Here is a 21,537-nt window from a genome sequence, read left to right as displayed (position 1 = left end):
CGGTATTCCGCGCCCGCCGGACGGTGTCTCGGGTATCGGGACCCGAGCGTCTATGGCCGGTTGAGACCGACCGTGTAGTTGCCTTCACCCCAGGTCTGCACGTGCAGCCGGTACGTGCCGGAGGCCCCGTTGTACTGGAAGGACGTGTCCGTATCACCAGCTCCCGTGACGTAGTTCACGTAGAACCACTGGTTGCCGAACTGCCGTTCCAGGAACACGATGAACCCTTGGGGCGCCGACAGGCAGACCTCGTGCGTGCCAGCTCCTGCGGTGTAGCCGCCTTCCGGGTGGTAGGCGCTGCCCTGGGAGAGCGAGCCGCTGTAGGTCTCGTCGTAGTCCTCGCAGCCGTCGGGCTCGGGATCGGGCGGCGGGTCTCCGCCGTTGTCCTCCGTGACAAGCGAGACACCCAACGCCTGCAACGCCTCGTTGACGGGCTGGTAGTACATCACTCCACCGCCGCCTCCTGATGTCATGCCCTGTGCCTGGCCATCAGGTGTGATGATGGAGCCGCCCGAGTCACCGGGCGAGGCCGGGACGGTGGTGCGGGTCAGCCCGCACACGGTGCCTTCCTGGTAGGTGACGCAGGTATCGTGCTGCAGGATCTCGCCCTGGCAGGTGAAGCCGCTGGTGGAGCCGGACCGGCACAGATCCGCCCCGACGGGCGCGGCGGTGCTGCCTTCGACCTCCATCGTGCCGGAATAGGTGTTCACCAGGGGGGTGACATGCCAGTTCTGGTTTATCTGCACCAGGTTGTAGTCGTCACCGGGGAAGTTGTTCTCGACGATGGTCCCTTGCGACTGTTGATTGTGGCCCTGCACGCTCTGCCCGGGCGAGCCACAGTGACCTGCGGAGACGTAACCGTCGACGGCACCGGTGACGGCGAAGCCGATGGAGCATCGGCCTTGCCCGAAGTAGTACGCGTCACCACCGCGAATATCCGACTGGAACAGTTCCGGGTCCTCGTGCGACACCTCGTATCGCACCGCCTGGGGATCGACGTCGGTGGCTGCGACCCATTCGGAGGCCGCATCCGTGTCGGATGTGAAGACCACGACCTGGTTGGTGGGCGCATCCGGTCCCCACGACGCGACCGACTCGGGGGCGTCGGTGTCGGCGAGCTCAGCCGTGATGTCGCCGAGGTGCGACAGGCTGCGCTCGACGGGTACGACGTCGACCTCGGCGTCAGCGGTGAGGATGGAGACGCTGGAGTCGGCGGGGTCGGTGGTCGCGACGTTGAGGTCACCGGCGTCGTCGATCCAGGCGCCGGCATAGCTTTCGCCCATGGCGGCCTCGAGCGCTTCGGCCGTGAGGCTGGCCTCGTGTTGCGAGTCGACCGACGTGTCGGACGTTTCCGGAGCAACCCCGGTGGAGGCGGAGTCGCTCGCATCGGCGGTGGAGAGGGGGACGAAGGCGATCGCGGCGCTCGCGAACGCCGCGATCGCTTGTTTCGGTCTGGAGCTCATGAAGGTCTCCTCCGATGGGACGGTGAGCCGAGGCCCGTGCCTCGGCGGGTACGGTTGCGCAAAACCGTAGCCCGGCAGGTCCCGGCGACGGAGCTACCAAGATCCCCCTAGCGCCGTGTTATGCCCTCGTCGATCCAGCGCAGCGTCACCCGGATTGACTGTTGTCACAGAATCAACCGTCTAGGCGGCCAGTCCGAACTGGCGGTGCCACCGCAGCCATTCGTGGTAGCGGACGTTGTCGTCGACCGCGTCCTGGTATGCCTTTCGGGCATGCTCCATCACCGCGGCCGAGCTGGAATTTGCCGCGGACGAGGGGCGGTAGCCAATGAGCTGACGCCACCGTAGGGGTGCCTCGGAAATCGGAACAGTGACGACTCCTGCGGGAGGCCGAAATGCAGGTTGGCAGAGCGCGATCGCGCGGCCGGTCCGGACCAGGTAGACGCACGACGGCGGATCCATCTCGTGCAGGGCCTTGGGGGCGAAACCTGCGCGAGCGCAGGAGGCCGCGAAACAGTCGGCAAAGCAGCCGTCGCCGGGCATCGCCAGCCACAACGCTTCCGAGAGTTCGGCGAGCTCGACGGATGGAGCGCCGGCCAGCGGGTGGCGATCGTCGAGCATGACAAACACCGCGTCGGTGGCGATGGTCGTCCACACGACGTCGTCACCGGGCGGCTCGGCGTCACCGCACACGCCGGTGAGGGCGTAGTCGAGCCGTCCCTCGCTGAGCATCGTGGCGAGCTCGCCGGACGACCAGGTGGCATGGGTGGTGACGGACGCGGTCGGGTCTTCGGTGGCGAGGCGATGGACGAGAGGGCCGAACACCGGGCCTGCCGTGGCACCGATACGCCAGTGACGATCCTCGTCAGGACTGTTGGCCAGCCTGGTCACGTCGTTCTGGAGCTCTTGCGCGGCGGGTAGCAACATCCGCGCCCGGGCGAGAACCATCTCCCCGAGCTCGGTCGGGCGGGCCCCATGCCGGTCGCGGATGAAGATCGGGCCACCCAAGAGCCTCTCGATCCGCTTGAGCTGGGAAGTGACCGCGGGTTGCGCAAGGCCGAGCGCCGCCGCGGCCTTGGTCAGACTTCCCGTCTCCGCGATCGTGCACACAATTCGCAAATGCCGCAGTTCGATCTCCATGATGGAAATCTACGGTGTATTGCTGATGACCGCTAGTCATGAGGACGGTTCCGAATTCCGTCATGTCCCGTTTGTCGCCGTGGCGAGCCTCGGCACCGGACGGGCCACGGCGGCGATGCGCAGGAACGTTCAGTCACTGGTGAGGGCGGTGGCCAGCGAGCGGTATCCGTCCCAACGGTCGTCGCCGAGTACCTGGACACAAACATGGTCGGCTCCGGCCGTCACGTGCTCCCCGAGCTTTCGAGCGACGGTGGCAGTGTCACCGTGAAGCACGAGAGCGTCGATCAGTTGATCGCTGCCCCCGGCAGCGAGATCCGCGTCGGAGTAGCCGAGCCGGCGCACGTTGGTGGCGTAGTTTGTCAGCTGCAGATACGAGTCGCCGATCGCCTGCCTGCCGACCGTTCGTGCCCGCTCGACGTCAGTGTCCAGCACGACCTTGTGTTCGGGTGCCACGAGCGCTCGCGGGCCCATGATCTCTCGTGCCCGGCGGGTGTGCGCGGGTGTCGTCAGGTAAGGATGGGCGCCGGCGGTGCGTTCGGCGGCGAGCCGGAGCATCCGCGGACCTAGCGCGGCGAGCGCACGATCCTCGACGGGCACACCTTCGTCGTCCAGGCGGTCGAGGTAGTTGACGACGGTGTCGTACGGCTTCTGGTACTGCCTGGTGGCCTCGGGATGGCCGATTCCCACACCTAGCAGGAAGCGGCCAGCATGCTTCTCCGCGATGCGGTGGTACGACGACGCGACCGTGTGCGGGTCAGCCTGCCAGATGTTCACGATCCCGGTTGCCACCGTGATGGTGCTGGTCGCGTCGAGTAGTTCCTCCGCGAGACCGAGATCGGCCGGTGGCGAACCCCCGATCCAGACCGTTCCGTAGCCAAGACGTTCTGCTTCCGCCGCACGGTGCACGTCGAGCAGGCTGGCCGGTTGCCAGATGCCGAACGTGCCGAGATCAACAGCCATGTGATGCCCTTCGCAGAATCCGGACCTGTAACGTCACGTAACCCGTACTGGCTTACCCCGGCTTACCCTAGACGACTCCGGTTAATGACGTTCGTTGGTGGCAGCGAGGGTGGCGTGACTTTGATGCTGAAACGTGCATTTATTCGCCGATGTGGGGCTGTTCTTGCACGTGTGGGTGTCGATGTCGTCGCCGTGCGGAACCACCAGAGCACCGCACCATCGGAAACTGTGACGGCGTACGAACACACCAATGAAAATCACAAGCCGAGCAGTGCTCGGATGTCAAGTATCCTGGGAGTCATGACGGTGACGCGTGAGGACCTGCACAACATGGTCGAACGCATCCGCCCGGAAGAACTCGATCGGGCGGCCGAAGCGCTGTCCACCATGACCGAGCCGAAACGGCAGCGGCGTCTTCCGAGGTCGCTGGGCATGGCGCGAGGCGGCCGTGATGACTCCTCCCGGGTTGACGAGACCCTGGCCGAGGGTTTCGGCGAGTGATCCTGGTCGATACGGGGGTGCTCGTCGCCCTGGTGAACGCTTCGGACGAGCGCCATGAGGCGTGTCAAGCATGGTTTCTCAGCGTGGACGAACAGGATCTGGGTATCCCAGCTCCGCTGATCTCAGAAGCTTGCTACGTAATCTGGAAACGCTATGGCACACGTGTCGAGTCTGCTTTCCTCGATGATCTCGGTGACGGTTTGTACGGGCAGATTGTCGATGTCGAGCCCGAGGATCTTCGGCGAATGGCTCAACTGGTCGACACGTACACGGACCTTCCGCTTGGCGGCGCCGACGCCTGCGTGATCGCGATATCGGAACGGATGAAGATCACCGAGGTTGCAACCATCGACCACCGCCATTTCCGCGTCGTGCGTCCGAACCACGTCACATCACTCACTCTGCTGCCGGACGTTTCGTCTCACACCGGTCGACCATGACGACGGAAGCACCCGAGAGCGGCAACTCCACGACGGTCTCTTTGATCTTCACCTGAACACGCCAGGAAGGGACCCGAGTTCGTTGGTGGCAGTGAGGGTGGCATGACTTTGATGCTGAAACGTGCATTTATTCGCCGATGTGGGGCCGTTCTCGCACGTGTGGGTGTCGATGTCGGCGCCGTGCGGCAGAAGCCTGCGTCGGCCCGGTTGCTCTCGCTGATGCGGCGCAGCGTCCTGCGCGGCGATGAATTTGGTTGCCTCACATCTACTCACGCCGCCGTCTTCGGCACGACGAAGTGAATCATGGCCGTAAAGTGGTCGTACGATCTTGAAAAGAAGATCGACATATGCGCTGAACTGGGGCGCCCTCGGCAGGATTCGAACCTGCGACTTTCTGCTCCGGAGGCAGACGCTCTATCCCCTGAGCTACGAGGGCCGGGACGTCAAAAGGGTATCAGGATCAGGGCCCAGATCCCCAATCGGTAGTACCGGGGATTCCTGGCTCGGGTGCGGTGAGGATGCGCGGACCGTCCTCGGTGATCGCGACGGTGTGCTCGGCGTGCGCGCCGCGGCTGCCGTCGCCAGTGCACAGCGACCAGCCGTCGGGGGCGACGAGGTAGGTGTCGTCTCCACCGGCCATGAGGCTGGGCTCGATGGCGATGACCAGGCCAGGACGCAACGGCCATCCCCGGCCTGGTGCACCTTCGTTGGGGACGAACGGCTCCTCGTGCATGGCGCGCCCGATTCCGTGCCCGCCGAAGTCGGTCTGGATTCCATAGCCGGCGGCCCGGCCGATCACGGACATCGCGTGGCTGATGTCTCCCATTCGTCCGCCGGGCTGTGCCGCGTTGATGCCTGCCCGCAGCATCCGTTCGGTCATCTCGATCAGCTTCTCGTCTTCCGGATCGGGCGTTCCCACGATGTAGGTGACGGCCGCGTCGGCATGCCAGCCGTCGATGTGGGCGCCGAAGTCGACGCTGAGTACGTCACCGTCGCGGAGCCGGTAGTCCGTCGGGATGCCGTGCAGCATGACGTCGTTGACTGAGGTGTTGAGCACGGCAGGATATGGCGAGGCGGCGAACGTGGGCTGATAGCCGAGGAACGACGACGTCGCGCCCGCGGCGTCGATCATCTGACGCGCGACCTCGTCGAGTTCCAGTAGTGACACGCCGATCGTCGCGTGCGCGCGGACCTCGGCATGCACGGCGGCAACGATCTTCCCCGCTTCCGCCATAGCATCGATCTCGGCAGGTGTCTTGAGTTCGACCATGTGGATTCCTGATGCCGGTCTGGGCCCTGGCTCGCCGCGTGACGATCGGGGTTGGTTCGGGAGCGCCAACTATACCGCCGGTGGCCGCCGCCGTTGCCGACGCCAGCACGTGCCTGCAGGCCGTGCTGGCGCCCGCACATGCCTGCCGGCCGCGCAATGGCCGCCGGCAGGCACGTCGGGCCGAAACACTGCAGTGCAGTATCAACCGAGGGAGAACAGGGGGTCGGTGATGGTCAATCCGAGACCGTCGACGTGGGCGAAGAAGGCGAACAGCGCGAGCGCGGCACCTGCCAGGGCCACGTCTTTCATGAACTGGATCTGCTCGCTCTGCCGGGCCTGGGCGTCGCTCTCCCTCCAAAAGGCATGCATGAGAACGGCCGTAGGCACCAGGAAGATCAGTAGAAGCAGCGCACCCAGATCTGCCCATATGCCGAGCAGGACCATCAGCGCGCCGACGAGCATGACGATTCCGGAGACCACGACCGCCGCCCTGGCAGCGGGAACACCTCGATGACTCGCGTAGCCCGCCATCGCCTGGCTCTGCGTCAGGTGGTTGACTCCCGAGCCGAGGAACAGGAGCACGAAGAGAATTCGCCCGATGAGGACGACCACGTCCATAGCACGCCTCCTCAGGTCTGCGGTAAACACCGCCGATGATGACGCCTACCGGCGACGATTCATGTGTATCCCTAGATCGTTTATATATCCAGACGGGTGCCCAGTAAACGGATGGCGGCCTGGAGATCGTCGATCCGGCATCTCACGTGTTGGACGGGGCAACGAACGCGCGCGACAACCACGCGTGTCGACTAGCTACGCTGGCCCGGTGACCCCTGAGCAGATTTCGCAGTCGGTACGCGACGTACTGGCCGCGGCATGCGACGCCGGTGAGGTGACCCTGCCGGGCGGCGTGCCGGACGACGTGACCGTCGAACGCCCTCGGAGCCGCGAACACGGCGACTATGCCACGAACGTGGCCATGCAGCTGGCCAAACAAGCGGGCATGCCGCCCCGCGAGCTTGCTGAGGTGCTCGCGCGCCGGCTCCGCGACGTCGCCGGTGTGGAGTCGGCCGACGTCGCCGGTCCCGGCTTTCTGAATCTGACCGTGGCGGCCTCGGCCCAAGGCGAGCTCGCGCACACCATCGTCGAGGCGGGACAGGCGTACGGGCATACCGAGACGCTGCGCGGCACGCGGATGAACGTCGAGTTCATCTCGGCCAACCCCACGGGTCCCTTGCATCTCGGACACGTGCGCTGGGCGGCGGTCGGCGACGCCATCGCGCGCGTCCTCGAGGCCGCTGGCGCGGAGGTCACTCGCGAGTTCTACGTCAACGACCGGGGGACACAGATGGACCGCTTCGGTGCGTCCATCATGGCCCGGGCGCACGGTCGGGAGGCCCCGGAGGATGGCTATCACGGCGAGTACATAACCGATCTGGCACAGGCCATCCTCGCCGCCCGGCCGGAGATCATCACGTGGCCCGAGGCCGAACAGCTGGCCGAGTTCCGCGAGCGGGGTTACCGGCTCCAGCTCGACGAGCAGCGTCGGCAGCTCGACGGGTTCCGCACCCATTTCGACGTCTGGTTTTCCGAGCGCACCCTGCACGAGTCCGGCAAGGTCGATCATGGCCTGGATGTCCTGCGGCAGCAGGGCCATCTCACCGAGGCGGAGGGCGCGCTGTGGATGCGCACGACGGATTTCGGTGATGACAAGGACCGGGTCCTGGTCAAGCGGGACGGCGAGTACACGTATTTCGCCTCGGACACCGCATATTACGTCGACAAGCGGGAACGCGGCTTCGACGTGTGCCTGTATCTGCTGGGTGCGGATCACCACGGGTACGTGGGGCGGCTCAAGGCGATGGCTGCCTGCGTCGGCGACGACCCGGAGTACAACGTCGAGGTCCTCATCGGGCAACTGGTCAAGATCATGCATGCCGGCCAGGAGATGAAGCTCTCCAAGCGGGCCGGCACCATGATCACTCTGGGCGAGGTGGTCGACGCTGCCGGAGTCGACGCGCTGCGGTACTCGTTGTGCCGGTACCCGGTGGATTCCTCGCTCACGCTCGATGTCGAGCAGATCACCAAGCAGACGTCGGACAACCCGGTGTTCTACGTGCAGTACGCGCACGCGCGGCTGTCGTCGATCCTGCGTAACGCGGCCGAATTGGGCGTCGAACGGGGAGAATTGCAGGCCGAGCTGCTCGATCACGAGCGGGAATCGGTGCTGCTGGCCGCCCTGGCGGAATTTCCCCGCGTTGTCGCGACGGCGGCCGAGCATCGCGAGCCGCACAGGATCGCCCGGTACTTGGAAGACACGGCGTCGACGTTCCACAAGTTCTACGACGAGTGCCGCGTGCTGCCGAGGGGTGACGAGGACGCGACGGCCACGCACCGGGCCCGGCTCTGGCTGATCGACGCGACCCGGGTGGTGCTGGCCAATGGCTTGGAAATGTTGGGTGTGTCGGCTCCGGAGCGAATGTGATGCATACACACGAGGCAGGCGCCCTGCACGCGGAGGCTGGCCAGCGTCGCCGTCCGGCGTGGTTGCAGGTGCCCGACGACGTCAACGCGCTCTTCCCCGGGCTGTGGCCGGCCACCGTCCAGCGAGGTGAGGACGGCGTGCTTGGCGTCGCCGGGATCGACGTACGCAAGCTGGCCGAGGAGTTCGGCACGCCGGCCTACGTCGTCGACGAGGTCGACTTCCGCTCGCGCGCCCGCGCGTTTGCGGACGCGTTCGCCACGGCGTTCGACGGTGCAGAGGTGTATTACGCGGGCAAGGCGTTCCTCTGCACCGAGGTTGCCCGCTGGGTTGCGGAGGAAGGTTTGAGCCTCGACGTGTGTTCGGGTGGCGAACTGGCCGTGGCATTGCGGGCGGGTTTTCCACCAGAACGCATCGCCCTGCACGGCAACAACAAGTCGATCGCCGAGTTGTCGCGAGCTCTGGACGCGGGCGTGGGCCGGATCGTCGTTGATTCGTTCGACGAGATTGCCCGGGTGTCGCAGCTGGCGGCTGCGCGCGGAGTCCGGGCGACGGTCATGATCCGGGTCACGGTCGGCGTGGAGGCGCATACCCACGAGTACATCGCCACCGCCCACGAGGACCAGAAGTTCGGGTTCTCGCTCGCGGGCGGGACAGCGGCCCAGGCCGTGCGGCGTATCCTCGCCGAGCCGTCGCTGGAGCTCGCGGGGCTGCACTCGCACATCGGGTCGCAGATCTACGACACCTCGGCGTTCGAGGTCGCCGCCCGCCGGCTGCTCGACTTGCACAAGGACATCCGCGATGAGCACGGCGTCGAACTGGCCGAGCTGGATCTCGGTGGTGGATACGGGATCGCCTACACCAGCCAGGACGACCCCCAACCACCAGAAGAGCTGGCGGCGGGCATGGCGGCCATTATCCGGCACGAGTGCGCCGCGCACGGGCTCGCGATGCCGCGCGTGAGTGTCGAACCGGGACGTGCCATCGCGGGGCCGAGTACGTTCACCCTCTACGAGGTGGGCACCGTGAAGGCTGTCGAGCTCGACGGCGGAGCGGTACGCAGGTATGTGTCCGTGGACGGTGGCATGAGCGACAACGTCCGTGCCGCGCTGTACGACGCGGATTACTCGTGCACGCTCGCATCGCGCCGCTCGGATGCCGAACCGGTGCTGGCGCGCGTGGTCGGCAAGCATTGTGAGAGCGGGGACATCGTGGTCAAAGACGAGTTCCTGCCGGCCGACGTCGAGCCCGGTGACCTGGTCGCCGTTCCGGGTACCGGCGCCTACTGCCGCAGCCTGGCCAACACGTACAACCACGTGCCGCGCCCACCCGTGCTCGCGGTTCGCGACGGCACCGCCCGGGTGATCATCCGGCGGGAGACCGAGGACGATCTGCTCGCGCTCGACGTCGGCTGACGTGCCGACCATGATCGTCGTGGGTGGTGAGTGTCATGGTCAGTAGAGTCCTCGATGATCATGGGTAAGGGACGGTGTCAGGACTAGATCCACGTGCTCGGGACGCCTACTGTTGGGGCATCGGGCGCGCCTTCTTGATCTTGAAATAGTCGGCCTTATGATCATGTGAGCGATGGGCATCATGTTCGGTTTCGACGAACGCATCAGTCCTGAGCAGTTGCGGGTCTGGAGAGCGTTCGAGCGCGCTTACGGTCGGGTCAGCGAACAACTGGAAGCTGATCTCGTCGAGCTGCACCGCCTGCCATTGGCCTGGTATGAAGTCCTGGCCCGGCTCTCGGAGGCGGAAGGGCACAAGCTGCGCATGTCCCAACTCGCGGACATGGTGATGCTGTCTCCCAGCGGGCTGAGTCGCCTCGTCGACCGGATGATCAAGGAAGGGCTCATCCGGCGCATCCCGGTCGAGAAGGACGCGCGCGGATTCTATGCGATCCTCGCCGAGCCGGGGCGCAAACGATTGGAGGAGGCGACCGGGACGCACCACCGGGGTGTCTTGGACTACATGATCAGCAGGTTCAACGACGAGGAACTCGCCCAGTTCACAGCTTTTCTCGAACGTCTTCATGATTGATCAGGTGTGCTGTCCCGTTCCCGCGATAGAGTCTCGGCGTGCGTGATCTGGGTGCGATAGTCAAGGCATACGACGTCCGCGGCAAGGTTCCCGACGACTGGGACGTGGACGTGGCGCGGGCGTTCGGCGCGGCCGCCGCGGGCGTGCTCGCCGGAGAGGCCTCGGCGATGGTGGTGGGCCACGACATGCGTCCGACGTCGCCCAGCCTGGTGGCAGCGTTCTGCGATGGCGTGACGTCGCGAGGTGTCGACGTCGTGCTGATCGGCCTGGCCTCTACCGACCAGCTGTACTTCGTCAGTGGCATGCTGGACCTGCCCGGCGCGATGTTCACCGCCAGCCACAACCCGGCCGAGTACAACGGCATCAAGTTCTGCCGGGCCGGGGCCGCGCCGGTGGGCCGCGACACGGGTCTGGCGAAGATCCGGGAACTCGCGGGCGAGATGCTCCCCGGTGACGGCGGGCCCCAGCGGGTGGGGTGGGTGCACAGCGTGCAGACCCAGGCCGAGCGAAGCCTGTACAGCCAGGCCGTCGCGCCCGGTCGTGTCCACCGCCGGGACATGCTCGGAGAGTACTCGGAGTACCTCCACCAGCTGGTCGATCTCTCCGACATCCGGCCGCTGACCGTCGTGGTCGACGCCGGTAACGGCATGGCCGGGCATACCGTGCCGGCGGTCCTGGACGTGCCCGGGCTCACTGTGGTCCCGCTGTACTTCCAGCTCGACGGCACGTTCCCGAACCATGAAGCCAACCCGATCGAGGCCGCGAACATGGTCGACCTGCAGCGCGCGGTCCTCGAACACGGCGCAGACATCGGCCTGGCCTTCGACGGTGACGCTGACCGGTGTTTCGTCGTCGATGAGCATGGCGAGGTGGTGTCACCGTCGGCGCTCACTGCACTGATCGCCGTCCGCGAGCTGCGCCGCGAGCCCGGTTCCGCCGTGGTGCACAATCTCATCACCTCGCGCGCCGTGCCCGAGATCATCGCCGAGCACGGGGGTGTACCGGTACGCACGGCAGTGGGACATTCGCTCATCAAGCAGCGGATGGCCGAGACCGACGCGATCTTCGGTGGTGAGCATTCCGCGCACTTCTACTTTCGGCATTTCTGGCGCGCCGACTCGGGTATGCTGGCCGCGTTGCACACGTTGGCCGCCCTGGGATCCGGAGACGACGATCTGTCGTCGTTGCTGGCGCCGTATCAGCGGTATGCCGCCTCGGGTGAGATCAACAGCCGGGTGGACGACGTGCCGGGCACGCTGCGAGCCGTCGAAACGGCATTCGGAGCATCGGGCCGGGGAGCCGTCGAGGTGGATCACCTGGACGGTCTGACGGTCCACCACACCGGATCTCCCATGTGGTGGTTCAACCTCCGCCCGTCCAACACCGAACCGCTGTTGCGGCTCAACGTGGAAGGAACGGACCGGTCCACCATGGAGCGCATCCGCGACGAGGTGCTGGCCGTGGTGAACGGCGAATCCGGGGAAGGACTTCCAGGGCCACGAGTGCCCGGAGAATCGGAGGATGCCCATGCCAGCCAGGGGAGGTGAGGTATGACGCTCGATCCGGTTTTGTTGGACGTCCTGGCCTGCCCCGTGTGTCGGGCGAGCCTGCGGCCCCTGGATCCAGGTGGGCTGCCAGAGGCCGCCGGCGATCGGGATGATGGCGGCATCACGGCGCAGCGGTTCGCCGGGCACGCTGACGCGGCCCTCACGTGCGGGTCGTGCGGGCACGCATATCCGGTCCGCGATGGCATTCCTGTACTTCTCGTCAACGAATCCCGGCAGGTCTGATCATGTTCTTCGACGCATCGCTCGAAGACCCGCAAGAGCTTGCCCGTATCGACGACACGTTGCGTGGTGTCGCGACATGGGGAGCGCACATTCGCCACGCCCACATGGCCGCCGCCGAGGTGCTGGAAACGATCGAGGTCGATGACCGCCCGCGGGCCGTCGTCGCCGGTGGTACCGAGGGCCGGCTGTTCCGGGCGGTCTTGGAGCCTGTCTGCCCGGTACCGTTCGTGGCCTGGCCACATCCCGGTCTTCCGGGCTGGGCAGGGCCGCTGGATCGGGTCGTCGTGGTCTCGCCCGGTGGTGTGGGAGACGAAGAGCTGTCTGCTGTCGCCGAGGCACGCAGGCGTGGCTGTTCGATGCTTGTGACGGCGCCGGAAGACTCGCCGATGCATGCGGCGACCGCGGGTCGCGACACCATCTTCCTTCCGGCGGGCAGCAGCGACCCGACGGCACTGGCGGTGCCCATCCTGCGAGCCTTGCACCAGCTCGGGCTCGGGCCCGACGTGGACGCCGAGCAGGTCGCCCTGGCCCTGGACGACGTCGCGGAACGGTGCGCTCCTGCCGTGAGCGTCGACCAGAACCCCGCGAAGGAACTCGCCCTCGTCCTTGCCGATGCCACCCCGCTGGTCTGGGGAGGATCGGTGCTGGCCGCGCGCGCCGCCCGCCGGATCGCCGAAGGCTTCCGGGTGGCCAGCGGGCGCCCGGCCGTGGCCGGTGACGACGATCAGCTCGTGCCGCTGCTGTCGAGTGCACCCGAGGTCGACGTCTTCGCCGATCCGTTCGAGGATGGCCCGGAGCCAAACCGGCCAGCCTTGGTCATGCTGGAGGACGGCACCGAATCACCGGTGATCGATGCGGCGCGCCAGCGGTTGCGCGAGGTGGCGGAGACGGCCTCGGTGCGCACCCATACCGTGAACGCGGTAAAGGGGGCCGAGATCGTCCGGTTCGCCAGTTTGCTCGCGATCGGGCGCTACGCTGCCGCCTACCTCGCCCTGGGGCTCGGCCGCCCCGCGTGATCCGCCGGCTGTAGGAGGCCCCCCGTGCCGTGCACGCTGAGGGGTCGTACCCGTGCACGCTGATTTCCGTGCCCGTGCCCGTGCCCGTGCCCGTGCCCGTGCCCGTGCACGGTGACGCTGCATGCCGTGCACGCTGACGCCACGTGGATTGGCAGCGGAAAGCGCTTTCTTACGTGGATTCGCCGTGCACGGCATGGCTGATCTCGCGCGGGCAGCACCGGCGATGGCCGGAGTAGGTGGCGAAATCGGCGATGGCCGGGGCAGGTGGCGAAGCGTGTCTAGTTCGACTCGTTGACGGGGGATTATTTTGCTGTTAATTTTTCTCTAAATTTACTTCCAAACGGAGTGGTCAATGTCCGGATCTAGCGGCCCCGCAGCGCGCGGTGACCTCGTGCCGTCGGCCATCCTCGGCCTGCTGGGCACGCGTGGCCCGACGTCGCGGGCGGAGATCGCGCGGAGCCTCGACATCAACCCGGCCACGGTCACGCAGGTGACGAAAGGCCTGATCGCGCGCGGCCTGGTGACCGAGCTCGACCAGGTGCGCTCCCAGGGAGGCCGCCCGGCCCGGCTGCTCGGGCTCGTGCGCTCGGCCGGTGGCGCGCTCGGCGCCAAGGTCACTGCCGATCACGTCGCCGTTGTCGACGTCGAACTCGACGGCAGCGTGCGTAGCTCCGTGTCATACCCGTTCGATCCTGACTCGCCGACGGCGCTGGATCAGCTGGCCGACATCCTGGGCGCCGCCGTCGACGATCACGGCGAGCGCAACCTGCTCGGAATTGGCGTCGGCATCCCCGGCTCGGTCGACGAGCAGGCCGTCGGCATCGTCTCGGCGCCCACGCTGGGCTGGACTGACGCGCACGTCGGGCCGATCCTGCGCTCGACGCTGGGCGTGCCGGTGCTGGTCGAGAACGACGTCAACACGCTCGCCGTGGCCGAGCGGCTCTACGGGGTCGGCCGGTCTCACTCGTCATACCTCGTCGTGACGATCGGACGTGGCATCGGCTGCGGCCTCGTGGTCGACGGAGCGGTCTATCGAGGCGCCGGCGGTGGGGCAGGCGAGATCGGCCACATCCCCATCACCGTCGACGGGCCGTTGTGCGGCTGCGGATCGTATGGCTGCCTCGAAGCGCACATCGGGGATGCCGCGCTTGTGCGCCGGGCGCTCGAATCCGGCATCGTCGGCCCCCGGGGCACATCGCGTGGCCTGCTCCAGGCAGCCGAGGATGGGACCGAGGCGGCGCGGCAGATCTATGCCGAGGCCGGAGAGCTCCTCGGCCGCGCGCTGGCCGGCATCGTGCACACCGTCGACCCCGAGATGATCATCATCCTGGGTGAGGGAATCGAGGCCTGGCAGTACTGGGAACCTGGATTCGAGGCGGCGTTTCGCCGGCATCTCATCCCGGCACGGCGCGGGCTGACCTATGTGGTCGAGCCGTGGGCCGAGGACAAGTGGGCGCTCGGTGCTGCCGCACTCGTCTTGGCCTCGCCTTTCGACGTGCTGGGAACCAGTGGCGACCAGGGCCGGCTGGTACGCGAGCGGCTGCACGCGAACCCTGCCGATCGCGCTGGGACCCAGCCATGACGCCGCGCGCTGGCGAGCCGCAACTGGCACCGTCCGGCACGATTCGGCCGGAGGGGAAGGGGCGGCCCGGGTGGCATCGCCGGGCCTCGTCGAGGTCGCGTCACGTCGGATGGATCCTGTTCTTCCTGCTGCCCAGCGGCATTCCGCTGCTGCTGTTCACGTTCCTCCCGATGGTTTCGTCGGCGTGGGTGAGCCTGCACGAGTGGAACCTCATCTCGCCGATGAAATGGGTCGGGCTGGACAACTATGCCCACTTGCTCACCGACCCGGGCACCCGGCGAGTGTTCGCCAACACCATCTTCTACATCGTCGGGTACTTCCCGCTGGTCTACATCGGCGGGCTGGGATTGGCCATCGTGCTCAACCGCAAGCTGGCGGGGCGGTCGTTCTTCCGCGCCGCATACTTCTTGCCGGTCGTCACGAGCTGGGTCGTCGTCGCGCTCGTCTGGCAGTGGTTGCTCAACCCGTCGAATGGCCTGATCAACCAGATTCTGGGGTTCTTCAACCTCTACGAGCCGGGGTGGTGGACCGATCCGGCGTGGGCCATGCCGTCGGTGATTCTCGCGTCGGCATGGAAGGATCTCGGCTTCGTCATGGTGATCCTCCTCGCCGGGTTGCAGACCATCCCGCACGAGCTCTACGAGGCGGCGCGTATCGACGGCGCGTCGGGCTGGAAGGTATTCCGGCACGTCACCCTGCCGCTGCTCTCGCCGGCGACGTTCTTCGTCGTCGTCATCTCGCTGATCAACGGTTTTCAGGTGTTCGATCAGGTCTACGTCATGACCGGGGGCGGGCCTGCCGGTGCCAGCCAGGTAGTGGTCGGGGAGATCTACGAGCTGACGTTCCGCTACGGGCGGGCCGGCGAGGCGTCGGCGCTGTCCTGGCTGCTCTTCCTCGTGATCCTCGCCGTGACCGTGATCCAGATCCGCGGACAGCGACGGTGGGTGCACTATGCCTGACACGACCGTGACCACACCGCCGGCGGGTCCGGGCGTCGCCCGGACCGGGGACGCCGTGGAGGCGTCGCGGCATCGGCCCCGCCTGGGCCGGGTACTGCTGTATGCGGGAGTCGTCGCCGGCGCGTTCATGATGCTGTTCCCGTTCCTGTGGACGGTGGTCACGTCCATCACCACGCGGGGCAACCTCTCCGGCGGGCCCACGCTGGTGCCCGAGGAGCCCACCCTCGATGCCTACCGGACGCTGTTCGACGCGCTGCCCATGTGGCGCATCGTCGCGAACTCGTTCGGCATCGCCATCGCGTCGACGTTCTTCCAGCTCCTGACCGGCTCGATGGCCGCCTACGGTTTCGCCCGGCTGCGGTTCCGGGGCAAGAACGTCATCTTCGGCCTGTACCTGGCCACGCTGATGGTCCCGCTCCAGGTCCTGGTGGTCCCGCTGTTCATCCAGATGACCCGGTTCAATCTGAACGACACGTACTTCGCGCTGCTGGCGCCGTCGATCGCGTCGGCGTTCGGAATCTTCCTGCTCAAACAGGCGATGGAGAGCGTGCCGCGAGAGCTGGACGAGGCGGCGACCATCGACGGCGCCAGCCACCTGCGGATCTACGCGACGATCATCCTGCCACTGGTCCGGCCCGCGCTCGCGACCCTGACCGTGTTCGCCTTCATGGCCAGTTGGAACAGCTTCATATGGCCCCTGGTGGTCATCCGCTCGCCCGAGCTGATGACGCTGCCATTGGGTCTGTCCACCCTGCAGGGCCAGTTCACGACGGATTGGAACGTCGTGATGGCCGGCTCGGTGGTGTCGATCCTGCCGATCGCGATCGTCTACCTCTTCGCACAGCGCCACGTCATTGCCGGTATGGCGCATACCGGCCTGAAATGACCGGAACCTGCGCCGTCCCGATTCACTGAAAGGACTCGTCATGGTGCGACAACGTCCCACTCGCTTCACCACGGCGGGCGCCGCCGTCGGCGGCCTCGCCCTCGTGCTCGCCGCGTGCTCGCAAGGCTCGGCCACCCGCTCCGAGGACACGAGCGATGCGGCAGGAGAGAGCGCCACGATCCGGTACATGAACTTCTCCGCCAACGACGGGAACGAGGAGAACCTCGACGAGATCGTGGCGGCATTCGAGGAGGCCCACGACGGCATCGAGGTCGAGGTCGAGACGTACCCGTTCGATGAGTACTTCACGGTCCTGCAGACAGCGGTCGCGGGCGGTACCGTCGCCGACACGTTCGAGCTGAATTACGAGAACTTCGTGACCTATGCGGAGAACGGCTCGCTCGCGCCGCTTGACGACATCGACGGCAGCGCCTACCAGGACTCGCTGCTGGAGGCGTTCAACCGGGACGGCGCGCAGTATGGCGTCCCGACATCGTTCTCCAACGTCGTGCTGTTCTACAACGAGACGCTGTTCGAGGAGGCGGGTGTCGACCCGCCGACGGACGAGTGGACCTGGGAGGACGAGCGGGAGGCGGCCGAGCAGCTGACCGACGCCGACGCGGGTATCTGGGGTGACTACCAGCCGGTGAGCTTCCACGAGTTCTACAAGACGCTGGCGCAGGCCGGCGGCGAATTCCTCGACGACGACGCGTCCGAGGCGCGCTTCAACTCGCCGGAGGGCGTGCGGGCCGCGACCTGGCTGGTGGAGAAGTCGGGGACCAGCATGCCGACCGAGGCGGACGGCGCGGGCACGCCGGATTTCGACTCGGATCTGTTCGCCGACGGGAAGCTGGCCATGTGGCACACCGGCATCTGGATGTTCGGTGCGATGGCCGACGTCGACTTCGAGTGGGATGTCGTCGTCGAACCGGGTGACGCGGAGAAGGCGTCGGCGATGTTCGCCAACGGCGCCGTCGTGTCCGAGAGCACCGAGCATCCCGAGGCCGCGCAGGCATGGATTGACTTCCTGGCTGCCTCCGACGTCACTACGCAGGTCCGCCTTGACGCATCGTGGGAGCTGCCTCCGGTGGCGGACGAGTCGAAGCTGAGCGACTATCTCGATGTCACGCCGCCGGATAACCGGCAGGCCGTGCTCGACTCCCTGGATAATGTGGTCCTGCCCCCGGTGATCGAGCGCCAGCAGGAGATGCAGGACATCGTCACCGAGGAGCTGGAAAGCGCCGCAGCCGGGCGGAAGAGCGTCGAGGACGCGCTCGACGACGCGGAGGAACGCGTCAACGCCCTCCTCTGACCCCCACTTTCCGCTGATCATGAAGACTTATCGGCCTATGTGGTCGACAAGTCTTCATGATCAGGGGAGGTGTGTGAAAATCTGGCCCGCCGACCGTGAGGGATTCCCCGTATATGACCGCCATGCCACCCACATCACCGGCCGGTGAGGACTCCGGCGTGCCCGCATCGGCGCCCGCCGGCGATACCTCCGCTGACCTGGTCGAACTCGCGCGCCGCAGCCACCAGGTGATCACCGAGCACCAGCACCCCTCGGGTGCGTACCCGGCGTCGCCGACGTTCTCGGCGTACCGGGGATTTGCCTGGTTCCGGGACGGATCGTTCACTGCCGAGGGCATCTCCCGCTACGGGGACGCCGAATCCGCCAACCGGTTCCACGACTGGATCTGCGGCGTGCTGTCCGCGCGCGGTGAACAGATCCGGGAGGTGGTGCAGGCCACCGCTGCCGGCGAGGAGACGCCGATGGAGCGGATGCTGCCGACGCGATTCACACTCGACGGCGACGACGGTTCGGTGCCGTGGTGGGACTTCCAGACCGACGGTTACGGGATGTGGTTGTGGGCGGTCGCCACCCACGCCAAGCGGCATGGCGTGGATCTGTCGAGGTGGCGGGCAGGAATCGAGCTGTGTCACGACTACGTCGTCTCCGCCTGGCATCGTCCCTGCTACGACTGGTGGGAAGAGAACGTCGAGCAGCGGCACGTCTCCACGCTGGGTGCCCTGTACGGGGGATTGACCGCCATCGCCGCTGCGGGTGTCCTCGACGACGAGCGCACGTCCCGCGCCGCCCAGACCGCGGGTGAGATCCGCAAACTGGTCCTCGACGAGGGTGTGTCCGGCGGCCATCTGACCAAGTGGCTCGGCACCGACGCCGTGGACGGGTCGCTGCCGGCGTGCATCGTCCCGTTCGGCCTGCTCGACGTCGACGACCCGATCGCGGTCGCTACGCGTGCGGCCGTCGCTCGCGACCTCGACGTCGACGGCGGGGTACACCGCTTCCGCGCCGACGTGTTCTACGGCGGCGGGCAGTGGCTGCTGCTCGCGGCGCTTCTGGGATGGAACCGGGCCGCGGCGGGAGAGACCGGGGCCGCGTGGCAGCACCTGCGCTGGATCGCCGCCCAGGCAACCGACGACGGCGAGCTGCCCGAGCAGGTGCCGGACCACCTCCTGGCGCCGGAACACCGCCAGGAATGGCTGGACCGCTGGGGACCGGTGGCCACACCGCTGCTCTGGTCGCATGGGATGTACCTGATCCTGGCCGACGAGCTCGGCCTGCTGCCGGAGGTGACGCGATGAGCACGCACCTCGACCAGGGCGCGCTGCTCCGGCACCGCCCGCACGGGGTGGAGCACCCGTACGCCACGTCGCCGGACCAGCGGGTCCCAGTGCTGCCCGAGGTCGGTGAACGGGTCCGTCTCGGTGTCGAGGCCGAATCCGATGTCGTCGCCGTGAGCTGCGAGTGGGTGGCTCAACCGATGGATGATCCGGCGGTATCGGAGACCAGAAGCCTTGCCCTGGAACGGGTCGCCGTCTCGGCGGCCGATGCGGCCGCCCTCGCCGGTGGTGACGGGCACCTCGCCGCCGCGCAGGCACGCGCGGCCGGTGGCGACGGTGGCTGGGAGGTCACGACGCCGGAGCTGGAAGCGGGCACCCGGTACCGCTACCGGTTCCACGCCCGGACCGGGGACGGACGCCAGGCCAGCAGCGACTGGCATGAACTGGTGCCCGCGGAGTGGGTGAGCGGCGCCGGCACGTTGACCGTCGACGACGCGTTCCACCGGCTGGTGGACGGCAGTGTCGAGTGGCTCGTCGCGGACGGGTGGGTGCACCGCGCCCGGTTTGCGATGCGGCTGGAGCCGGACGAGCACGTCGTCGGGTTCGGGGAACGTTTCGACGCCGTGGATCAGCGCGGCCGGGAGCTGGATGCCGTCGTGTTCGAGCAGTACAAGGCGCAGGGCAGGCACGGCCGGACCTACCTGCCGATGCCGTTTGCACACGTCATCTCCGAGACCGGGGACGCTTGGGGCTTTCACGTGCGCACGTCCCGGCGGACCTGGTTCGATGTCGGCGCTTCCACACCGGACCGGCTCGTCGTCGAGGTCGCTCTCGACGAACCGGCGGACGGCCCCCCGGCGCCCGCGCCGGCTACCCCGTCGGTCGATGTCGCTGTCTACCGGGGTGCCCCGCACGAGGTGCTGGCCGCGTTCACCGCGGAGGTCGGCCGCGCGGAGGAACTGCCGGACTGGGTGTTCCGGCTCTGGGCGTCCGGCAACGAGTGGAACACCCAGCACGCCGTCATGGAACGGATGGATCGCCACCGCGAGCTGGACATCCCGGTGGGCGCGGTCGTCGTCGAGGCGTGGAGCGACGAGCAGACGTTCACCATCTTTCGCGATGCCATGTACGAGCCGCACCGGGACGGCTCACCACACGACGCGTCGGACTTCACCTATCCGCCGGACGGTGCCTGGCCGGACCCGAAGGGAATGATCGACGAGCTGCATGCTCGTGGCATCAGGGTCCTGCTCTGGCAGATCCCGCTGGTGAAGACCCGATACGAGCTGGGCGACGATGTCGGCGACGACGCCCAGGTGATCCGCGACGGCGAGGCGATGGTCCGGGACGGCCATGCCGTACTGGAAGCCGACGGTACGCCCTACCACAACCGGGGCTGGTGGTTCCCGCAGGCGCTGATGCCCGACCTGTCCGTCGAACGCACCCGCCAGTGGTGGGCGGAGAAACGGCGCTACCTCGTCAGCGGCCTCGACGTCGACGGGTTCAAAACCGATGGCGGCGAGCATGCCTGGGGCCACGATCTGCGCTACGCTGACGGCCGCCGTGGTAACGAGGGAAACAATCTCTATCCGGTGCACTACGCACGCACCTTCGGCGACCTGCTGCGCTCCGAGGGGAAGGCGCCAGTGACGTTCTCCCGGGCCGGATTCACCGGCTCGCAGGCGCACGGGCTGTTCTGGGCCGGCGACGAGGACTCCACGTGGGAGGCGTTCCGCTCGTCGGTGATCGCCGGGATCACGGCGTCGGCCTGCGGCATCGTCTACTGGGGCTGGGATCTGGCCGGCTTCTCGGGCGAGGTTCCCGATGCGGAGCTGTACCTGAGGGCGGCCGGAGCGGCCTGCTTCATGCCGATCATGCAGTACCACTCCGAGTTCAACCATCACCGCCGGCCGCTGCGCGACCGCACGCCCTGGAACGTCGCCGAGCAGCGTGGGGACGAACGCGTCGTGCCCGTGTTCCGGCAGCTGGCACACCTGCGGGAGCGGCTGGTCGGCTACCTCGCGGAGCAGGCCGCCGTGGCGATTCGCGATGGCCGGCCCCTCATGCGTGGGTTGTTCTTCGACCACCCCGATGATCCGATGATCTGGCGGTATCCGCTGCAGTACCAGCTCGGTGACGCCTTGCTGGTGGTGCCGGTGATCGAGCCGGGCATCGACGAGGTGGCGGCCTACCTGCCGGAGGGGCAGTGGGTCGACGTGTGGCGAGGGACGAACTACACGGGGCCGGCGGAGATCACGCTGCCTGCCCCCATCGATCAGCCACCCGCGCTCTGCCGTGCCGTGGACTGGCCGCGCCTGTCCTCCGTGTTCGTCCAGGCGCAGCCGAATCCGGCCGGCACCGCCACGACGGCGGAATCGGGGAGTGGGGAGTCACCCCCGTCGCGTGGTGGCTAGAGTGGCCA

The 21,537-nt window shown here is 67.1% G+C and carries 20 protein-coding genes and 1 tRNA gene; 15 read left to right on the top strand and 6 right to left on the bottom strand.

Annotated features, from left to right (window positions below; all coding sequences use genetic code 11):
• Positions 1–50: 50 nt before the first annotated feature.
• From DPM12_RS01280 to DPM12_RS01270, 3 genes are all read right to left on the bottom strand, one after another.
• Positions 51–1,463 carry a S1 family peptidase gene (locus DPM12_RS01280; protein WP_112256434.1) on the bottom strand — a complete coding sequence of 471 codons (1,413 nt, stop codon included), beginning with the start codon at positions 1,461–1,463 and terminating at the stop codon, positions 51–53.
• A gap of 180 nt (positions 1,464–1,643) precedes the next feature.
• On the bottom strand, positions 1,644–2,600 hold the full coding sequence (locus DPM12_RS01275) for a LysR family transcriptional regulator (protein ID WP_112256433.1): 957 nt from the start codon (positions 2,598–2,600) through the stop codon (positions 1,644–1,646).
• A 129-nt stretch (positions 2,601–2,729) separates the two neighbouring features.
• Positions 2,730–3,560: an LLM class F420-dependent oxidoreductase gene (locus tag DPM12_RS01270; protein WP_112256432.1), complete on the bottom strand. Its 831-nt coding sequence runs from the start codon at positions 3,558–3,560 to the stop codon at positions 2,730–2,732.
• A gap of 300 nt (positions 3,561–3,860) precedes the next feature.
• Between DPM12_RS01270 and DPM12_RS22735 the strand changes: the two genes are divergently transcribed.
• The 3 genes from DPM12_RS22735 to DPM12_RS22730 all read left to right on the top strand — a co-directional run bounded on the left by DPM12_RS22735 (position 3,861) and on the right by DPM12_RS22730 (position 4,801).
• On the top strand, positions 3,861–4,061 hold the full coding sequence (locus DPM12_RS22735) for a hypothetical protein (protein ID WP_123788370.1): 201 nt from the start codon (positions 3,861–3,863) through the stop codon (positions 4,059–4,061).
• Positions 4,058–4,501, top strand: coding sequence for a type II toxin-antitoxin system VapC family toxin (locus tag DPM12_RS01260; RefSeq protein WP_112256428.1), 444 nt, complete (start codon positions 4,058–4,060; stop codon positions 4,499–4,501). Before DPM12_RS22735 ends, DPM12_RS01260 begins: the two co-directional genes overlap by 4 nt.
• 102 nt (positions 4,502–4,603) lie before the next feature.
• Entirely contained in the window at positions 4,604–4,801 is a 198-nt protein-coding gene (locus DPM12_RS22730; protein WP_123788371.1) for a hypothetical protein, read from the top strand.
• A gap of 63 nt (positions 4,802–4,864) precedes the next feature.
• On the opposite strand, the gene DPM12_RS01255 is transcribed toward DPM12_RS22730, so the two are convergent.
• The 3 genes from DPM12_RS01255 to DPM12_RS01245 all read right to left on the bottom strand — a co-directional run bounded on the left by DPM12_RS01255 (position 4,865) and on the right by DPM12_RS01245 (position 6,389).
• Positions 4,865–4,937 (bottom strand) — tRNA-Arg (locus DPM12_RS01255).
• Positions 4,938–4,961: 24 nt separating this feature from the next.
• Complete coding sequence (gene map, locus DPM12_RS01250) at positions 4,962–5,771, bottom strand: type I methionyl aminopeptidase (protein WP_112256427.1); 810 nt, start codon at positions 5,769–5,771, stop codon at positions 4,962–4,964.
• A gap of 201 nt (positions 5,772–5,972) precedes the next feature.
• Positions 5,973–6,389 (bottom strand): DoxX family protein, encoded by a 417-nt coding sequence (locus DPM12_RS01245; protein ID WP_112256425.1) that lies wholly within the window; start codon positions 6,387–6,389, stop codon positions 5,973–5,975.
• A 208-nt stretch (positions 6,390–6,597) separates the two neighbouring features.
• On the opposite strand from DPM12_RS01245, the gene argS reads away from it, so the two are divergent.
• The 12 genes from argS to DPM12_RS01185 all read left to right on the top strand — a co-directional run bounded on the left by argS (position 6,598) and on the right by DPM12_RS01185 (position 21,529).
• Positions 6,598–8,256 carry an arginine--tRNA ligase gene (argS, locus tag DPM12_RS01240; protein WP_211658184.1) on the top strand — a complete coding sequence of 553 codons (1,659 nt, stop codon included), beginning with the start codon at positions 6,598–6,600 and terminating at the stop codon, positions 8,254–8,256.
• Positions 8,256–9,668 carry a diaminopimelate decarboxylase gene (lysA, locus tag DPM12_RS01235; protein WP_112256421.1) on the top strand — a complete coding sequence of 471 codons (1,413 nt, stop codon included), beginning with the start codon at positions 8,256–8,258 and terminating at the stop codon, positions 9,666–9,668. Before argS ends, lysA begins: the two co-directional genes overlap by 1 nt.
• A gap of 172 nt (positions 9,669–9,840) precedes the next feature.
• A complete protein-coding gene (locus DPM12_RS01230; RefSeq protein ID WP_112256419.1) occupies positions 9,841–10,296 on the top strand; it encodes a MarR family winged helix-turn-helix transcriptional regulator in 456 nt (151 codons plus the stop codon).
• 38 nt (positions 10,297–10,334) lie between these two features.
• Positions 10,335–11,843, top strand: coding sequence for a phosphomannomutase/phosphoglucomutase (locus DPM12_RS01225; RefSeq protein WP_112256417.1), 1,509 nt, complete (start codon positions 10,335–10,337; stop codon positions 11,841–11,843).
• Positions 11,844–11,846: 3 nt separating this feature from the next.
• A complete protein-coding gene (locus DPM12_RS01220; RefSeq protein WP_112256415.1) occupies positions 11,847–12,086 on the top strand; it encodes a Trm112 family protein in 240 nt (79 codons plus the stop codon).
• A gap of 2 nt (positions 12,087–12,088) precedes the next feature.
• Complete coding sequence (locus DPM12_RS01215; RefSeq protein WP_112256413.1) at positions 12,089–13,102, top strand: SIS domain-containing protein; 1,014 nt, start codon at positions 12,089–12,091, stop codon at positions 13,100–13,102.
• A 352-nt stretch (positions 13,103–13,454) separates the two neighbouring features.
• Positions 13,455–14,684, top strand: a complete 1,230-nt coding sequence (locus DPM12_RS01210; protein ID WP_112256411.1) for an ROK family transcriptional regulator — start codon at positions 13,455–13,457, stop codon at positions 14,682–14,684.
• Positions 14,681–15,643: a carbohydrate ABC transporter permease gene (locus tag DPM12_RS01205; RefSeq protein ID WP_112256409.1), complete on the top strand. Its 963-nt coding sequence runs from the start codon at positions 14,681–14,683 to the stop codon at positions 15,641–15,643. The genes DPM12_RS01210 and DPM12_RS01205 overlap by 4 nt, the downstream gene beginning before the upstream one ends.
• Positions 15,636–16,529: a carbohydrate ABC transporter permease gene (locus tag DPM12_RS01200; RefSeq protein WP_112256407.1), complete on the top strand. Its 894-nt coding sequence runs from the start codon at positions 15,636–15,638 to the stop codon at positions 16,527–16,529. Before DPM12_RS01205 ends, DPM12_RS01200 begins: the two co-directional genes overlap by 8 nt.
• A 40-nt stretch (positions 16,530–16,569) precedes the next feature.
• Entirely contained in the window at positions 16,570–17,841 is a 1,272-nt protein-coding gene (locus DPM12_RS01195) for an ABC transporter substrate-binding protein (RefSeq protein WP_112256405.1), read from the top strand.
• Positions 17,842–17,954: 113 nt separating this feature from the next.
• Positions 17,955–19,136, top strand: a complete 1,182-nt coding sequence (locus DPM12_RS01190) for a glycoside hydrolase family 15 protein (RefSeq protein WP_211658182.1) — start codon at positions 17,955–17,957, stop codon at positions 19,134–19,136.
• Positions 19,133–21,529: a glycoside hydrolase family 31 protein gene (locus DPM12_RS01185; RefSeq protein WP_211658181.1), complete on the top strand. Its 2,397-nt coding sequence runs from the start codon at positions 19,133–19,135 to the stop codon at positions 21,527–21,529. Before DPM12_RS01190 ends, DPM12_RS01185 begins: the two co-directional genes overlap by 4 nt.
• Positions 21,530–21,537: the final 8 nt, after the last annotated feature.

The organism is Phytoactinopolyspora halophila (assembly GCF_003287285.1).
GTDB classification, from domain to species: Bacteria; Actinomycetota; Actinomycetes; order Jiangellales; family Jiangellaceae; genus Phytoactinopolyspora_A; species Phytoactinopolyspora_A halophila.
This window is presented reverse-complemented; position numbering and strand designations above follow the sequence as displayed.

Bases quoted from the DNA above. Each gene is read 5' to 3' on its own strand.
- DPM12_RS01205 (WP_112256409.1), top strand. From the start codon at position 14,681: ATGACGCCGCGCGCTGGCGAGCCGCAACTGGCACCGTCCGGCACGATT.
- lysA (WP_112256421.1), top strand. From the start codon at position 8,256: ATGCATACACACGAGGCAGGCGCCCTGCACGCGGAGGCTGGCCAGCGT.
- DPM12_RS01280 (WP_112256434.1), bottom strand. From the start codon at position 1,463: ATGAGCTCCAGACCGAAACAAGCGATCGCGGCGTTCGCGAGCGCCGCG.
- DPM12_RS01185 (WP_211658181.1), top strand. From the start codon at position 19,133: ATGAGCACGCACCTCGACCAGGGCGCGCTGCTCCGGCACCGCCCGCAC.
- map (WP_112256427.1), bottom strand. From the start codon at position 5,771: ATGGTCGAACTCAAGACACCTGCCGAGATCGATGCTATGGCGGAAGCG.
- DPM12_RS01200 (WP_112256407.1), top strand. From the start codon at position 15,636: ATGCCTGACACGACCGTGACCACACCGCCGGCGGGTCCGGGCGTCGCC.
- DPM12_RS01190 (WP_211658182.1), top strand. From the start codon at position 17,955: ATGACCGCCATGCCACCCACATCACCGGCCGGTGAGGACTCCGGCGTG.
- DPM12_RS01245 (WP_112256425.1), bottom strand. From the start codon at position 6,389: ATGGACGTGGTCGTCCTCATCGGGCGAATTCTCTTCGTGCTCCTGTTC.
- DPM12_RS01270 (WP_112256432.1), bottom strand. From the start codon at position 3,560: ATGGCTGTTGATCTCGGCACGTTCGGCATCTGGCAACCGGCCAGCCTG.
- DPM12_RS01275 (WP_112256433.1), bottom strand. From the start codon at position 2,600: ATGGAGATCGAACTGCGGCATTTGCGAATTGTGTGCACGATCGCGGAG.
- DPM12_RS22730 (WP_123788371.1), top strand. From the start codon at position 4,604: ATGACTTTGATGCTGAAACGTGCATTTATTCGCCGATGTGGGGCCGTT.
- DPM12_RS01210 (WP_112256411.1), top strand. From the start codon at position 13,455: ATGTCCGGATCTAGCGGCCCCGCAGCGCGCGGTGACCTCGTGCCGTCG.
- DPM12_RS22735 (WP_123788370.1), top strand. From the start codon at position 3,861: ATGACGGTGACGCGTGAGGACCTGCACAACATGGTCGAACGCATCCGC.
- DPM12_RS01230 (WP_112256419.1), top strand. From the start codon at position 9,841: ATGGGCATCATGTTCGGTTTCGACGAACGCATCAGTCCTGAGCAGTTG.
- DPM12_RS01195 (WP_112256405.1), top strand. From the start codon at position 16,570: ATGGTGCGACAACGTCCCACTCGCTTCACCACGGCGGGCGCCGCCGTC.
- DPM12_RS01215 (WP_112256413.1), top strand. From the start codon at position 12,089: ATGTTCTTCGACGCATCGCTCGAAGACCCGCAAGAGCTTGCCCGTATC.
- DPM12_RS01220 (WP_112256415.1), top strand. From the start codon at position 11,847: ATGACGCTCGATCCGGTTTTGTTGGACGTCCTGGCCTGCCCCGTGTGT.